The following is a 14,752-nucleotide window of genomic DNA, read 5'->3' as shown; positions in this document are numbered from 1 at the left end:
ATGGCTGCGACTGAACGCAACGAGCGACCCGACACCCGACGCAGCCGATTCTCCCGCAGGGTGGTGGCGGTGGGCGCGGCACTTGCCGCAGCCGCCGTAACCACCGTGGCCTGCGGCACGGAAGAGGAGCCGCTGCCGTCGGTCGGATACATGATCGACAACACGGTGACCTCGTACAACGCGAATACGGTCGACGGTGCTGCCTCAGGTGCCCCGCAGGCGCTGGCGAGGGTCTTGCCGGGCTTCGGGTATGTGGGCCCGGCCGGTCGCGTCGTTGCCGATACCGATATCGGCACCGCGTCGGCGGTCCCGGGTGAGCAACTCACCGTCCAATATCGGCTTTCCCCGGGCAGCGTCTACTCCGATGGTGTCCCGATGTCGTGCGACGATATGGTGCTCACCTGGGCTGCTGCGAGCGGCCGTTTCACGGCGCCCGATGAGTCGGGTGCCGAATCCAACCTCTTCGATGCGGCGCTGCGCGGCGGCTACGCTGATATCGAGCGCATCGACTGTGCTCCGGGTTCGAAGGACGCCACCGTGGTGTTCCGTCCCGATCGTGGTGACACCGATTGGAGGGCACTGTTCGGCGCAACCGAATTGATGCCGTCGCATGTCGTGGCGCGGGAATCGGGCGTCGGCGACCTCGTCGGGGTCCTGAGCGGCGACGATCTCGACGCGGTCCGGCCGATCGCCGAGTTCTGGAATACCGGGTGGGCATTGACGCCGGGTGCTCTGGATCCGGCGTTGCTGCCGTCGTCGGGGCCGTATCGGATCGAGTCCTACACCGCGGACGACGGGCTCGTTCTCGTGGCGAACGAGCGGTGGTGGGGCAATTCGCCGGGTACCGACCGGATCGTCGTGTGGCCACGCGGGACGGCAGCGCCCACGGCGGTCGAAGAGGGTCAGGTCCAGGTGGTCGACAGCGCCGAAGGAGCGCTCGGGTACACCTCGGCGCTCGGGGACACGGTCGAGACGGCCACTGTGGTCTCACGCAACCTCGAACAACTCGTCCTGGCGACGAACGGGGTCTTCGAGAACCCCGCTGCTCGCCGGGCCCTGGCGTCGTGCGTGCCGCGGCAGCAACTGTTCGACGAGCTCGGCGCTGCGACCGACGACGAGCGGTCGGGCCCGGTGGGCTCTCGGTTGCTTCCGATGGATTCGCCGCTGTATCCACTTGTCCTCGGCCCGTCCGAGCGGTTCGGCACGGTGGACCTCGAGGCCGCGCGCGCTGAACGCGAACGCTCCGGGCAGGAGCGGATGGAGGTGCGGATCGGATATTCGTCACCGGACATGCGCCGCGCACGCACCGTCGAACTGATTGCCCAGTCGTGCCGTGATGCGGGTATCGATGTCGTCGACGCGGGGTCCGAGACGTTCGTCCCGTCGCAGCTGGGTGCGGGTGAGATCGACGCCGTCCTCAGCGGGACCGCCGGCGCGTCCGGAGCCGGTGGCCGGGCCGACATGGAAGATGCACGCGGCGCACTGAACTCCCGCGCGGGAAGCAACATCGGCGGCTACGCGAACGCGCGTATCGACGAGATCCTCGACGGGCTCCTCGTGGCCGGCGACAATGCGGCGGTGCTGAGCTTGGTGGAGGAAGGCGAGCGGATTCTATGGGACGAGATGCCAACTCTGCCGCTGTACCTTCAGCCCCGCACCATCGGGTTCGCCCCGAACATGCACGCAGCTGTCGGTAACCCGACGGTCGCGGGTGCAGGGTGGAACATGGATCGGTGGATACTGACGGGGTGAACGTTCTACGCACTGCCGATCCAGACTTGCTCCGAGAGGCCGCTGCCGCGGTGACGGCGCACACACGCTGGGTCGACGATTTCCCGAGCCCAGGTGTGCACTTCGCCGATCTCACGCCTGTGTTCGCTCACGGACCGGCGTACTCGGCCGTCGTCGCGGCGCTGGCCTCGGCAGCACCGGATGCGGAGGTCGTGGCCGGGATCGATGCCCGTGGGTTCTTGCTCGGTGGTGGAATGGCGCGCGAGCTCGGTGTGGGGGTCCTCGCGGTACGCAAAGCAGGCAAACTTCCCCCACCGGTGCAGAAGTGCGAGTACAGACTCGAATACGGCACAGCTGCCATCGAGATCCCCGACGGCTCGCCATCGCTGCGGGGACGCAAGGTGCTTGTGGTGGACGATGTACTCGCCACCGGCGGAACACTTCGCGCCACCCTCGACCTGCTCGAGCGGGTCGGAGCGGACGTCGTCGGAGTCACGGTGGTGACCGAGCTCGAAGCACTCGGAGGACGTACGCGTCTGGAAAGCTACCCGTTGACGTCGCTCGTGCGCCTCTGAGGCCGAGTCGCTCCGACACCGTCACGAAGGATTACAGTTGGCGGGAAGCCGGTCTGCCGGAGCCAGCGATGGGAGGAGTGGGGATGACCCAGAATCTTGACAAGTCCCAGAGCGCTGGTGCGGCCCCCACTCCTACACCCGCGTCGAGTTCGGCGTCGCGGCGCGTGCGGGCCCGGCTCGCACGCCGGATCACCGGGCAGCGTGGTACCACCGTCAAACCGGTGCTCGAGCCGCTGGTGACGATCCACCGGGAGTTGTATCCCAAGGCCGACTTGTCGCAGCTGCAGCGTGCCTACGATGTCGCGGAAGAACGGCACGCGAGTCAGCGTCGCAAATCCGGCGATCCGTACATCACCCACCCCCTGGCGGTCGCGACCATCCTCGCCGAGCTCGGCATGGACACCACGACGTTGATCGCCGCGTTGCTGCACGACACGGTCGAGGACACCGGATACACCCTCGAACAGCTCACCTCGGAATTCGACGAGGAGGTCGCGCACCTCGTAGACGGCGTCACCAAACTCGACAAGGTCGTGCTCGGCAACGCCGCAGAGGCCGAGACCATCCGCAAGATGATCATCGCAATGGCGCGCGACCCCAGGGTCCTGGTGATCAAGGTTGCGGACCGCTTGCACAACATGCGCACGATGCGATTCCTTCCGCCCGAAAAGCAAGCACGCAAGGCCCGCGAAACCCTCGAGGTCATCGCGCCGCTCGCACACCGGCTCGGGATGGCGACCGTCAAATGGGAACTCGAGGACCTCTCGTTCGCGATCCTGCATCCGAAGAAGTACGAGGAGATCGTACGACTGGTCGCGAACCGCGCCCCGTCCCGCGACACGTACCTGGCCAAGGTGCGCGACGAGATCGGGTCCTCGCTCACCTCGTCCCGGATCGACGCGACCGTCGAAGGCCGGCCGAAGCACTACTGGTCGATCTACCAGAAGATGATCGTCAAGGGTCGGGACTTCGACGACATCCACGACCTGGTGGGAATACGGATCCTGTGCAACGAAGTTCGCGACTGCTATGCCGCTGTCGGGGTCGTGCATTCTCTGTGGCAACCGATGGCGGGCCGGTTCAAGGACTACATTGCGCAGCCACGGTACGGCGTGTATCAGTCGCTGCACACCACGGTCATCGGTCCGGAAGGCAAGCCGCTCGAGGTGCAGATCCGCACCCGCGACATGCATCGGACTGCCGAGTTCGGCATCGCCGCGCACTGGCGGTACAAGGAAACGAAGGGTCGGCATTCGGGCGATGTCGCTGAGGTCGACGACATGGCGTGGATGCGTCAGCTCCTCGATTGGCAGCGTGAAGCCGCAGATCCGGGCGAGTTCCTCGAATCACTGCGTTACGACCTTGCGGTCAAAGAGATCTTCGTGTTCACCCCCAAGGGGGAAGTGATCACGCTGCCGTCGGGTTCGACGCCGGTGGATTTCGCGTATGCGGTGCACACCGAGGTCGGGCATCGATGTATCGGCGCACGGGTCAACGGGCGGCTCGTCGCTCTCGAGCGAAAGCTGGAGAACGGCGAGGTCGTCGAGGTGTTCACCTCGAAGGACCCGAATGCCGGACCGAGCCGCGATTGGCAGGCCTTCGTTGTCTCACCCCGCGCGAAGGCGAAGATCCGGCAGTGGTTTGCGAAGGAACGCCGTGAGGAGGCGCTCGAGGCGGGCAAGGACGCGATCGCGAAGGAAGTTCGCCGCGTCGGGTTGCCGTTGCAGCGATTGATGAACGCCGACCTGATGGTCGCTGGAGCGAAGGAATTGCACTACGCCGATGTGTCGGCGCTCTACACCGCGGTCGGTGAGCATCATGTGTCGGCGCACCACGCCGTGCAGCGGCTCGTGGCGTTGCTCGGGGGCGTCGGCGGGGTCGAAGAAGAACTTGCCGAACGGTCTACACCGTCCACGATCCCCACCCGGTCGAGGCAGAGTGGCGACTCCGGCATCCTCGTCCCGGGCGCACCGGGTACCGTGTCGAAGCTCGCGAAATGCTGCACGCCGGTCCCCGGCGACGAAATCATGGGATTCGTGACGCGCACCGGATCGGTGAGCGTGCACCGCACGGACTGCACGAATGCGGGTTCTCTCCGCGAACAGTCGGAACGAATCATCGAGGTCGAGTGGGCGCCGTCGCCGTCTTCGGTGTTTCTCGTGGCGATCCAGATCGAGGCGCTCGATCGGCACCGGTTGCTCTCGGATGTGACGAAAGCGTTGGCCGACGAGAAGGTGAACATCCTGTCCGCATCCGTCACGACGACCGGCGACAGGGTCGCCGTGAGTCGCTTCACCTTCGAAATGGGCGATCCGAAGCACCTCGGGCATGTGCTGAACGTGGTTCGCAACGTGGAGGGTGTGTACGACGTCTACCGGGTCACGTCGGCAGCCTAGAGTTCTGCCGGCTCGGAGTCCTTCAGGTCGAGGATCACTCCACCGAGGCGATCGTCACCGGGGTGTTCGGTACGCCCCCACCCAGCACCGAGCTGCCGTCGTGACCTGCCGCGGCCGCGGCGTCGAGGAGCGCCAGTGACTCGTCGGTGATGCGGCCGAACGCGGTGTAGTCGGGACGCAGCAGCGTGTCGCCGGTGACGAGGAAGAACTGGCTCCCGTTGGTGTCGGCTCGGCCACTGTTCGCTACGGCCACGGTCCCGCGCGGATATGCGACGACGCTTGCCGGACGTCCCGTCGCGGTCTGTGCTGCGAACTCGGGCACGGGGTATTCGTCGGGGAAGGTGTAGCCGGGGCCACCGGTGCCGGTCCCTGTCGGATCGCCGCACTGGTAGTACTGCGCACCGATTTCGTCGGACAGCCTGTGGCATGAGGTGCCGGTGTAGAACCCTTGCTGCGCGAGGGTGACGAAACTGTTGACCGCGCAGGGAGCATGGCCGCGGTCGAGTACGAGACCGAGGCGCCCGATCGACGTGTCGAACGCTACTTCGGGGCTGCCGATCGTCGATGCGGAGGTCGAAGGCATCGTCGCTGGGCGTGAGGCAGCTCCGGTAGGTGTGTACGAGCAGGTAACGGTGGCCGTATCCAGCGGTGGCACATCGGGGAGACCTGGGTACTGCGAGATGGACTCGCTGGTCAGGGCGTGGCTGTCGGATTGGGTTGTTGTGGTGGTGGTGGCCGAGGGGGGTGGCACGGCTTCGCCGCCGGAGCAGCCGACCGTCAACGCTGCACCGAGGAGCGTGCCCGCGGCGGCAATACCGCGCAATCCGGACGGGCCGGTCGATGTAGTTGATATCACAGAGTCGGAATCGTAGCGTATCCAACCACGATTCGGCAGGGGGTGCTCCGCACCATGACGGTACGGAGCACCCCCTGTGTTCCGGAGCCCGTATTCTGTTCGGGAACCGTGCCTATGACGGGACAGTCACCGATTCGATCTGGACAGGAAGGTTCGGGGCGCCGCCACCGGCAGACATCGAACCGTCGTCGCCTGCGGCGGCGACCTCCTCGACGACGGCGAGGCCGGCCTCGTCGATCGTGCCGAACACCGTGTACGTCGGGGGCAGCTGCGAGTCCTCGTAGACGAGGAAGAACTGGCTGCCGTTGCTGCCCGGCTGCCCGGTGTTGGCCATGGCGATCGTGCCGCGCGGGTAGACCACCGGCTGGCGCAGTTGCGGTGCACCCTGTGCGTAGAAGTTCTCGGGGTACTCGGTGTCGAAACCGTAGCCGGGGCCACCGGTGCCCGTGCCCGTCGGGTCACCGCACTGCAGCACCTGCAGCCCCGGCGACGTCACGAGCCGATGGCAGGGGGTGTCGTCGAAATAACCCTGCTCGGCGAGGGAGACGAAACTGTTCACTGTGCACGGAGCGGACGCCCGGTCCAACAGCAGCCCGATGTCGCCGGCGCTTGTCGTCACCGACACCTCTGCGATACCGCTTGCGGACACGTCCGAGTCGGAGGGTGGGGTCACGTCCGCGGCGGCCTGCCCGTCCGGTGTGTAGGTGCACGACACCGGGTCGCCGTCCGTGGGGCGCTCCGGCAGCATGCCCGACGCCGGCGGCTGTTCGGCTTCGGAGCTGATGGATGTGGTCGTCGTGGTGTCGCTCGCCGAGTCGTCGGCGCAGCCGGTCAGCAGGAGGGCAAGGCCCGCGCCGGTGGCAACGCTGGTGCGCAATCGGATCATCAGTCCATCCTCACACTCGTAAGAGTTGTTTCGAGCGCCGGGGCGTCGTCCTGGCCGCCACCCACGACTCCGTCCGCTGCGATCTTGTCGAGGGTCGTGAGTCCGGTCTCGTCGATCTCACCGAAGACCGTGTATTGCGGTGGCAGGACAGAATCGCCGTACACCAGGAAGAACTGGCTGCCGTTGGTCCCCGGTCCGGCGTTCGCCATCGCGAGGGTGCCGCGTGGATAGGTCATGGGTTCCTGCGCGGCAGGGTCGTCGGCCGCGAACTGATCGGTCGGGAACTCGTTCGCGAACTGATAGCCGGGCCCGCCGGATCCGGTGCCGGTCGGATCGCCGCATTGCAACACCTGCAAGGAAGGGTCTGTTGTCAGCCGATGGCAGGTGGTGGCGTCGAAGTATCCCTGCGCCGCGAGCGACAGGAAGCTGTTGACCGTGCACGGTGAATCGTCGTTGTGCAGGATCAGCCCGATGTTGCCCTGCGACGTCTCGACACTGACGCTGATGTCGGTGTTGGATTCACCGGAGGTGAGGATCCCGTCGGTGCGCGGCGGTTCCACCGGTGTCGACGGTTCGCTGCCGCCAGCCGGATACTCGCAGCTCACCGACTCGGCGAGAGGTTCGGCGCGGCCCTCGGGCACGGTCGGGTACTCGGGCGCCGATGTGTCCGTGCCGGCGGCGTCGGTGGCGGGGTCCTCGGAGTCGCCGGTGACGGACCACAGGACCGCGGCCATACCGACCACCACCACAACCCCGAGCGCCGACAATCCGATAGTCAGACGACGCCGCTTACGCTCGCGTTCCGCTCGACGCTCGAGCTGGCGCTCGAGTTTGCGTTTCGCGGCCTGGCGCCGCTGTGCATTGCTCGGCACTGCAGTTGTCCTCCCGTGAACCGATCGATGTGTGTGCCCGCGTTCAGGCCGAGTCGAGTTTGCCACCCCAACCTGAGAACCGGCCGTCAGGGCACAGCGCCTAGGCTGTACGAGACCACGAATGCCCACACCGTAGGAGCGATGCTCGTGCTCGTAACCGGATTTCCCGCTGGGATGTTCCAGACGAACTGCTACATCCTTGCGCAGGACAACGCGAAAGAGTGCGTCATCGTCGACCCAGGCCAGGACGCCTCGGAGCCTCTGATCGAGTTCCTCACCGGCTCCGACATGACTCCGCGTGCGGTCCTGCTCACGCACGGTCACCTCGACCACGTGTGGTCTGCCCAGACGGTTGCCGATCGATTCTCGATCCCCGCCTACATCCACCCGGACGACCGACACATGCTCAGCGACCCCGGTGTCGGACTGGGATCGAGCCTTGCTCCGATGCTCGAGGGAATCACGTTCACCGAGCCGCACGAGGTGATCGAACTCGCAGACGGCGACGAGATCGAGCACGCGGGCATCAAGTTCGCGGTCGACCACACTCCCGGCCACACCCAGGGCTCTGTCGTGCTGCGCACCCGCACCACGAACCCGGACGGAGGCGAATTCGAGGTCGCCTTGACCGGCGACACGCTGTTCCAAGGATCCATTGGCCGCTCCGACCTGCCTGGCGGCAACCACGAGCAGTTGCTCGTGTCGATCGCCGAGAAGATGCTCGTCCTCGACGACACCACCGCGATCCTGCCCGGGCACGGCGGATCCAGCACCATCGGGCAGGAGCGCGCCTCCAACCCGTTCCTGGTCGGCCTCACCGGATCCCGCTGACAACGGCTCCGCGCGGCCACAGCTGGGCAGCAGAACCTTCCGACGAGAGAAAGCAGCGACAGTGAGCAAGGCCTCTACGTTTTCGGCTCCCAAAGGTGTGCCCGATTACGTTCCCCCTCAGTCCGCCGAGTTCGTGGCGGTACGCGACGGTTTGACCCGGGCCGCGCGTCTGGCGGGATACGGGCACATCGAGCTTCCGATCTTCGAGGACACCGGACTGTTCGCACGTGGCGTCGGCGAGTCGACCGATGTCGTCACCAAGGAGATGTACACCTTTGCCGATCGAGGTGATCGATCGGTCACGCTCCGACCGGAGGGCACCGCCGGCGTGATGCGCGCGGTGATCGAGCACGGCCTCGATCGTGGGCAGCTACCGGTCAAGTTGTCGTACTCGGGCCCCTTCTTCCGCTACGAGCGACCTCAGGCGGGTCGCTATCGGCAGCTGCAGCAGGTCGGAGTCGAGGCTATCGGCATCGACGATCCTGCCCTCGACGCAGAGGTCATCGCCATCGCCGATGCCGGCTTCCGTGCTCTCGGTCTCGAAGATTTTCGTCTCGAACTCACCTCGCTGGGCGACGACACCTGCCGCCCGCAGTATCGGGAACAGTTGCAGGAGTTCCTGCTCGGCCTGCCGCTCGATGAGGAGACGCGTCGCCGTGCGGAGATCAACCCGCTGCGCGTGCTCGACGACAAGCGTCCCGAGGTTCGGGAGATGACCGCCGGCGCACCGCTGATGCTCGATCATCTGTCCGACACCGCGCAGGCACACTTCGACGAAGTGCGTGTACACCTCGACGCGCTCGGGGTGCCGTACGTGGTGAACCCCCGCATGGTGCGCGGACTCGACTACTACACCAAGACGACGTTCGAATTCGTGCACGACGGCCTCGGCGCCCAGTCCGGCATCGGCGGTGGAGGCCGGTACGACGGACTCATGGAGCAACTCGGCGGACAGCCATTGTCCGGCATCGGATTCGGGCTCGGGGTCGATCGCACCATCCTCGCTCTCGCCGCGGAGGGTCGGTCAGCGGGCAGCCCCGCGCGGTGCGAGGTGTACGGCATTCCGATGGGTGATGCCGCGAGAATCGCGCTCGTACCCGTGGCGCAGCGTCTGCGGACCGCGGGAATTCGCGTCGACCTCGCCTACGGTGGCCGCGGTCTCAAGGGTGCGATGAAGGCAGCCGACAAGTCTGGTGCTGTCATCGCCCTCGTTCTCGGCGACCGGGAACTCGACGCAGGGGAGATCGTCATCAAGGATCTCCGCAACGGCGAACAGGAGACGGTGCCGATCTCCGACATCGTTGCACGTGTAGGTGAGGCAGTTGACCGCGCCTGACGGCCGGCGCACGCCGCCGGAGCCTGTGGCCCTCGATCTCGTTCCGGCGCAACTGCTGGCACCGCGCGCCCGCAAACTCGCGATGGTGGCTGTTCTCGCCGGTCTGATCGTCGGTGCGATCGTGTGGCTCGCCGTCCCCTGGTGGGTTGCTGCCCTTGTCGCCGCTGTGGTCGGGCTGCCACCGGCACTCGGCGCACTCGCTGCGACGAAGCGGCATATTCGGCTCGTCGGCACCGTGGTCACTGCGAGTGGATTGTTCCGATCACGCAGCGTCGAACTCGAGTGTCTCGCGGGGATCGAACTTCTCGTGCGCACGGCCCGGGTATCGCAGGTCATCGTGCGGGTCAACGATGGCAGCCACGGCCTGATCATGGTGCCGATTGCGCTGTACAGCGGCGAAGGCGGCCGCGAGCTGGATATTCTTGCTCTACGAAAATTGGCAGATGCGTTCGCCTCGAGTGAACTTGCATCCGCGGCCGCTATCTCGTCGGTGCTCGTCGAACAACTACGCGCGGAAGCGCGGGGCGCGGAGTTGAGTGAGCGCCCGTTGTACCGCGCGGTCGAACTGGCCCGTGCGGCGGGGCGGGTACCGCAGACGACGCTGACCGATCACGAGGTTGCATCTCTCGTCGAGTAGGCCTTCCGGACCCTCTCGGGGTCCGGAAGGCCTCCATCGAAGGAAGTGGCGTCCGGGTGCGATGGCGCCGGCCGTTCACCAGTCGTCGTCGACAGCCCCGATCACCGCGGGGGTCACGAACGGCATCTCGCCGACCACTTCGCTGCTGTTTCCGGAGGTGACGAGAATGCCCCGACTGCGGTGTTCGGTGTCCTCACCTCGGTTCGCTGCAGCTATCGGTGCGCCACCGAGGACAGGGCTGCGCGCCGCCCCGGTGCCGGGGTTCGCGGTGCTCACTGGGCCCGTGCCGCTGGAGGTCGGGGCCATGGCAAAAGGTGCGCCGGCCGACGGCATCGCTGCCGCACCGGCATTCGCCGCTCCGTAGCTTCCGGCCGCGCTACCGTACGCCGCACTCGGACTTCCCGCGCCGAGGGCTGCGGCGCCGACACCGGACGTGGCCGAGGCCGCCATCGTGGCAGCTGCGCCGGTGGGCACGGTGGAGGTGGGGAAGGTCGAAGCAGGCCCACCTGCGGTGCCGGAGAAGACCTCACCGATGGGCTGGACCGCACCCGAGACCGTGCTCGCGACCGTGCTCGGATCGAGCGGTATCGAGGTCAAGGCAGGTGCCGGCACCGGGATGGGGGGAGTCAAGGCGTTCATTGCCACGGTGTGCCCGGTCAGTTCTCCGCGGGTGCGTGCGACGACTGCGAGCGCCGAACTGACGTGCTCGACGGCCGACGCGATCAGTGCTGCCTGCCCGGGCGGAGTCATCGCCACCGGCGCGGTCGCCACTGCCGATGCGATGAAAGACTGTGCGATGCCGGTCAACTCGATGTTCCCGCGCTCCACGGTTGCTGTCGCCGCGCGGGTCACCTGACCGATGAGGTTGCCGCGTTCGCTCAATTCGTAGGACGCAATCTGCGCTCTCGTCGAGTGATCGGCCGCAGTCTCGGCGGCAGTGCCCTCCCACGATTCGGGCAGTACGGCCAGGGCTGATCGACCGAGCGACGCAGCACCGTCGAGAAGGTGCGAACCCTGCTGGAGAAGGGACGAAGGATCGAGTGCCTCGCACACGCCGGTGCCGAACATGTTGCCGAGTTCGGCGATCGGCCGGAGCAGTTCGTCGATCTCGGGCAGCGTGGGAACAGGAATCGACTGCAGCAGTTCTGCAATCGATTCCGGCCCGGGTGCAGCCGGTGGCGTGAAGGTGGGCATCTCCGGCACCGGCGGTAGGGGCATGTCGAGTACCGGCGCCACTGGCGATGCGTGCAACGCGTCGAGCACGGTCGGTGAGGCTTCGGGCGCCGGCAGGGGCGCCGTGGCGCTCACGCCAGGCTCCCGTTGGAACGCGCGAGGGCGATGGCGGTGGCGGCGTCGGTGCCGTCGTACGCGGCTGCGGCCTCATGTGCGGCAACGCCATTGGATGCGTACGCGAGTGTCAGTTGCCCGACCGCGCGCGTGTGTTCGCTCTGCGCGGCCACGAAGGCCGCGAGGAAGTCGGCGCCGATCAATCCCATGGCCGGACTCAGTGACGAGACGTTCGCCCCCAGGTCCATCGATCCGGCCTGTGCGACCTGTTCTGCTGCACGGAGATTGGTGCTTCCGTACATCCGCACTCCATCGGGAACCACCCGGATTCCGGCACCGGGAAACAAACCGCTCATCGAACCCCCCTCGATATCAACGTGAGGAGCACTTTAGCTCGAGGTGTCCGTCTGTGCGACCGGGCCTTCGCCGTCGGGCTGGCGATGGCGATGATCGAACACAAACTCGCTGGTATGGTTGACGCTATCTAGTGCAAGTGTTCGATTGTGGGCATGCGGTGGACAACGCGGACGGTGGTGCGCTGCCCGGGCTCGAGCGCTCAGGCCGGCGTCGGCCCGCTTCCCGGTACCCGAACTGCTCAGTCCTCCGATGCTCATCTGAAGAACCCGGGCCTGTTGGGTAGAGGCCTTCGTCGGATATCTTTGCGGGATTTCGCCACCCGCGATGTGGGGGCTACGACAGTAGGTAGTATTCGATGCCTGCGCAGTCCTACCATCGAGCCGTGACCACCACACACCCCGCGAAGCGACCCAAGAGCTGGCATCAGCGAGCTGGCATGCCCGTGCGCGTGTGGCTCGTGCTGCTGATTCTCGCCGGGCTCACACATCCGTTTCTTCCGGAGTCGCGCTGGCTGCTTGTGCACCTGTTCACTCTCGGCGCCGTCACCAACTCCATCGTGGTGTGGTCTCAGGCGCTCGCCGAGCGCTTTCTGGAATATCACCTCCCCGAATCCGAGCGGAGGTCTCAGCTGGTCAAGATCTATCTGCTCAACGCGGGGATCGTTGTCACGATCATCGGTGTCGTCGGTGGCTGGTTCCCCGTCACCCTCGCCGGATCGGTACTCGTCGGAGCAATGGTGTCCTGGCATGCGATCGCGCTGTTGCTGCTGATCCGGCGCGCGCAGCGCGCGAGAGCCGAGGCGGGGGACGGCCCGGCCGAGCACACGCCGAGCGTGTGGTTCCTGGTTGCCTCGTCGGCGCTGTTGCCGTTCGGTGCCGGATTCGGTGCCGTGCTGGCCTACGGAGCAACCGAGCAGGCAGAAGCCGGCTTCCTGCTCGCTCACCAGGCCATGAACATCCTCGGGTTCCTGGGGTTGGCCGCCGCGGGTGTGCTCACCGTGCTGTACCCGAATCTGATCGGAATGCCGAGGAGCGAGGCAGGACGGCGTCCCGTCGCCCTGGTGATTCTGCTCGTCGGTATCGCCTTGTTCATGGTCGGCGCGTTGACCGGGCATCCGCTCGGTGCGGCGGTCGGCTGCGCTGTCTATCTCGCCGGGTGGGTCGTCGTGGCAGCACCGCTGTTGCGGGGCGCCCTCACACGTCCGCCCGCCGGCTATGCCGCCGCCTCCGTCACAGCGGCGATGCTGTGGTTGCTCGGGTCGCTTGCGAGCTTGGCGATCGTGCTCGCGACGGGCCCGATGGACCCCGACAGGGCGACGCTGATGACCGTTCCCTTCCTGGCCGGATTCGCAGCGCAATTGTTGTTCGGCGTCATGAGCCATCTGCTGCCCACCCTGATGGGTGGCGGGCCGGAGGTGGTCGGCGCGGGCGTCGACAAGATGAACCGATGGTGGGTCTGGCGCATTGTCGTCATCAACGTCGGCCTGCTGCTGAACCTGCTTCCGCTTGCGAGCTGGATGCGGGTGGGGGTCACTGCGCTGATCATGCTGGCATTCGTGATGTTCCTGCCGATCATGATCACCAGCGCCAAAGCGTCGGTTGCGGGTCGCCGTGCCGTGATGTCGGGGCACGTCGCACCGAAACGTGTTCCCGCCACCCATCAACGTGGCCTGCAAGCCACCTCCGCGTTGGCGTGCCTGGCGCTCGTCGCCGCCGTCACATCGGGTATCGGTGGTGGGGGTATCGGTGATCAGGACGCCTCGGCCGGTGTCACCCCGACCGGCGACACCACCGAAATCCACGTCGAGGCGGTCGGAATGCGCTTCACTCCCGAGACTGTCACCGTACCGGCGGGCGACCGCCTCGTTCTCACCTTCACCAACTCCGACGATCAGGTGCACGACCTGGTCCTGGCCACCGGCCACGACACCGGCAGAGTGGCGCCGGGGGAGTCCGCGACTCTCGACGTGGGTGTGGTCGGTACCGACATCGAAGGATGGTGTTCGATCGTCGGTCACCGGCAACAGGGCATGGTGTTCCACATTGTTGCCGAGGGTGGGGACGGCTCGGTGACGAGCCACGACCACGGTTCGACCGGCGAGACCCCGACAGTGGACCTCGCTGCGGTACCTGGCGAGGATTTCGTGGCGCGTGACCCGCTGCTCGCGCCCGCACCCGAGGGAACGACACATCGCTTCACCTTCGAGATCACCGAGGTGCCGGGTCACTATGCGGTGGGGGTACCTCAGACGATGTGGACCTACAACGGGCAGCCGATGGGGCCCACGCTGCGCGGGCGGGTCGGTGACATCTTCGAGATCACGATGATCAACCACGGAAGCATGGGGCATTCCATCGACTTCCACGCCGGGATGGTCGGGCCCGATGACCCGATGCGCACGATCAACCCGGGTGAGGAGCTGGTCTATCGATTCCGCGCCGAGCACAGCGGAATCTGGCTGTACCACTGCGCAACCGCGCCGATGGCGGTGCACATCGCCGCCGGGATGTTCGGTGCGGTCGTCATCGATCCGCCGAGTCTCGGCCCCGTCGACGCCGAGTACCTCATGGTGCAGTCGGAGGCGTACCTCGGAGACGGTGAGGTCGACGCGGACAAGGTTGCCGCGGGCACCCCGGATCTGGTGATGTTCAACGGGTTCGCCGACCAGTACGTACATCGACCACTGCATGCCGGGGTCGGCGACCGGGTGCGTGTCTGGGTGCTCGATGCCGGTCCGAACGCGACCGTCAGCTTCCACGTCGTCGGGAGTCAGTTCGACACCGTCTACAAGGAGGGCGCATATCTGTTGCGTGCCGACGATCCCGACAGTGGGGGATCACAGGTCCTCGACCTCGCGGTCGCGCAGGGCGGGTTCGTCGAACTGCAGTTCCTCGAACCCGGCACCTACACGTTCCTCAACCACCGACTGTTCGACGGAGACCGCGGCGCCATGGGGACGATCATCGTCGAATAGCCCCGGGCGGAGCC

12 protein-coding genes are annotated in these 14,752 nt (G+C 66.4%); 7 read left to right on the top strand and 5 right to left on the bottom strand.

Translation table 11 applies throughout. The annotated features are described in order from the left end of the window. The 3 genes from ACZI8W_RS09310 to ACZI8W_RS09300 all read left to right on the top strand — a co-directional run bounded on the left by ACZI8W_RS09310 (position 1) and on the right by ACZI8W_RS09300 (position 4,702). On the top strand, positions 1-1,752 hold the full coding sequence (locus ACZI8W_RS09310) for an ABC transporter substrate-binding protein (RefSeq protein WP_463368208.1): 1,752 nt from the start codon (positions 1-3) through the stop codon (positions 1,750-1,752). Beyond that, positions 1,749-2,306 carry an adenine phosphoribosyltransferase gene (locus ACZI8W_RS09305; protein WP_463368207.1) on the top strand — a complete coding sequence of 186 codons (558 nt, stop codon included), beginning with the start codon at positions 1,749-1,751 and terminating at the stop codon, positions 2,304-2,306. The genes ACZI8W_RS09310 and ACZI8W_RS09305 overlap by 4 nt, the downstream gene beginning before the upstream one ends. Positions 2,307-2,389: 83 nt before the next feature. Further along, a complete protein-coding gene (locus tag ACZI8W_RS09300) occupies positions 2,390-4,702 on the top strand; it encodes a RelA/SpoT family protein (RefSeq protein ID WP_463368206.1) in 2,313 nt (770 codons plus the stop codon). A gap of 34 nt (positions 4,703-4,736) precedes the next feature. Here ACZI8W_RS09300 and ACZI8W_RS09295 read toward each other — a convergent pair whose 3' ends face one another. The 3 genes from ACZI8W_RS09295 to ACZI8W_RS09285 form a co-directional block, all read right to left on the bottom strand. Continuing rightward, entirely contained in the window at positions 4,737-5,558 is an 822-nt protein-coding gene (locus ACZI8W_RS09295) for a peptidylprolyl isomerase (RefSeq protein ID WP_463368205.1), read from the bottom strand. Positions 5,559-5,670: 112 nt separating this feature from the next. Continuing rightward, positions 5,671-6,444 (bottom strand): peptidylprolyl isomerase, encoded by a 774-nt coding sequence (locus tag ACZI8W_RS09290; RefSeq protein WP_463368204.1) that lies wholly within the window; start codon positions 6,442-6,444, stop codon positions 5,671-5,673. Beyond that, a complete protein-coding gene (locus ACZI8W_RS09285) occupies positions 6,444-7,316 on the bottom strand; it encodes a peptidylprolyl isomerase (protein ID WP_463368203.1) in 873 nt (290 codons plus the stop codon). Before ACZI8W_RS09285 ends, ACZI8W_RS09290 begins: the two co-directional genes overlap by 1 nt. Before the next feature lie 147 nt (positions 7,317-7,463). On the opposite strand from ACZI8W_RS09285, the gene ACZI8W_RS09280 reads away from it, so the two are divergent. The 3 genes from ACZI8W_RS09280 (at position 7,464) to ACZI8W_RS09270 (ending at position 10,120) form a co-directional block, all read left to right on the top strand. Further along, complete coding sequence (locus ACZI8W_RS09280; RefSeq protein ID WP_463368282.1) at positions 7,464-8,147, top strand: MBL fold metallo-hydrolase; 684 nt, start codon at positions 7,464-7,466, stop codon at positions 8,145-8,147. 61 nt (positions 8,148-8,208) lie between these two features. After that, a complete protein-coding gene (gene hisS / locus ACZI8W_RS09275) occupies positions 8,209-9,483 on the top strand; it encodes a histidine--tRNA ligase (protein WP_463368202.1) in 1,275 nt (424 codons plus the stop codon). Next, positions 9,470-10,120, top strand: a complete 651-nt coding sequence (locus ACZI8W_RS09270; protein ID WP_463368201.1) for a hypothetical protein — start codon at positions 9,470-9,472, stop codon at positions 10,118-10,120. The genes hisS and ACZI8W_RS09270 overlap by 14 nt, the downstream gene beginning before the upstream one ends. 75 nt (positions 10,121-10,195) lie before the next feature. On the opposite strand, the gene ACZI8W_RS09265 is transcribed toward ACZI8W_RS09270, so the two are convergent. Both ACZI8W_RS09265 and ACZI8W_RS09260 read right to left on the bottom strand, forming a co-directional pair. Continuing rightward, on the bottom strand, positions 10,196-11,428 hold the full coding sequence (locus ACZI8W_RS09265) for a hypothetical protein (RefSeq protein ID WP_463368200.1): 1,233 nt from the start codon (positions 11,426-11,428) through the stop codon (positions 10,196-10,198). Further along, entirely contained in the window at positions 11,425-11,763 is a 339-nt protein-coding gene (locus ACZI8W_RS09260; protein ID WP_463368199.1) for a type VII secretion target, read from the bottom strand. Before ACZI8W_RS09260 ends, ACZI8W_RS09265 begins: the two co-directional genes overlap by 4 nt. Before the next feature lie 383 nt (positions 11,764-12,146). Between ACZI8W_RS09260 and ACZI8W_RS09255 the strand changes: the two genes are divergently transcribed. Further along, the gene (locus tag ACZI8W_RS09255) at positions 12,147-14,738 is read left to right on the top strand and encodes a multicopper oxidase domain-containing protein (RefSeq protein WP_463368198.1); all 2,592 of its coding nucleotides are present in this window, start codon (positions 12,147-12,149) and stop codon (positions 14,736-14,738) included. The last annotated feature ends 14 nt before the right edge of the window (positions 14,739-14,752 follow it).

It is taken from the genome of Rhodococcus ruitaii, from assembly GCF_055230935.1.
The sequence above is the reverse complement of the archived record's forward strand: the minus strand, read 5'-3'. Positions and strand labels throughout refer to the sequence as shown.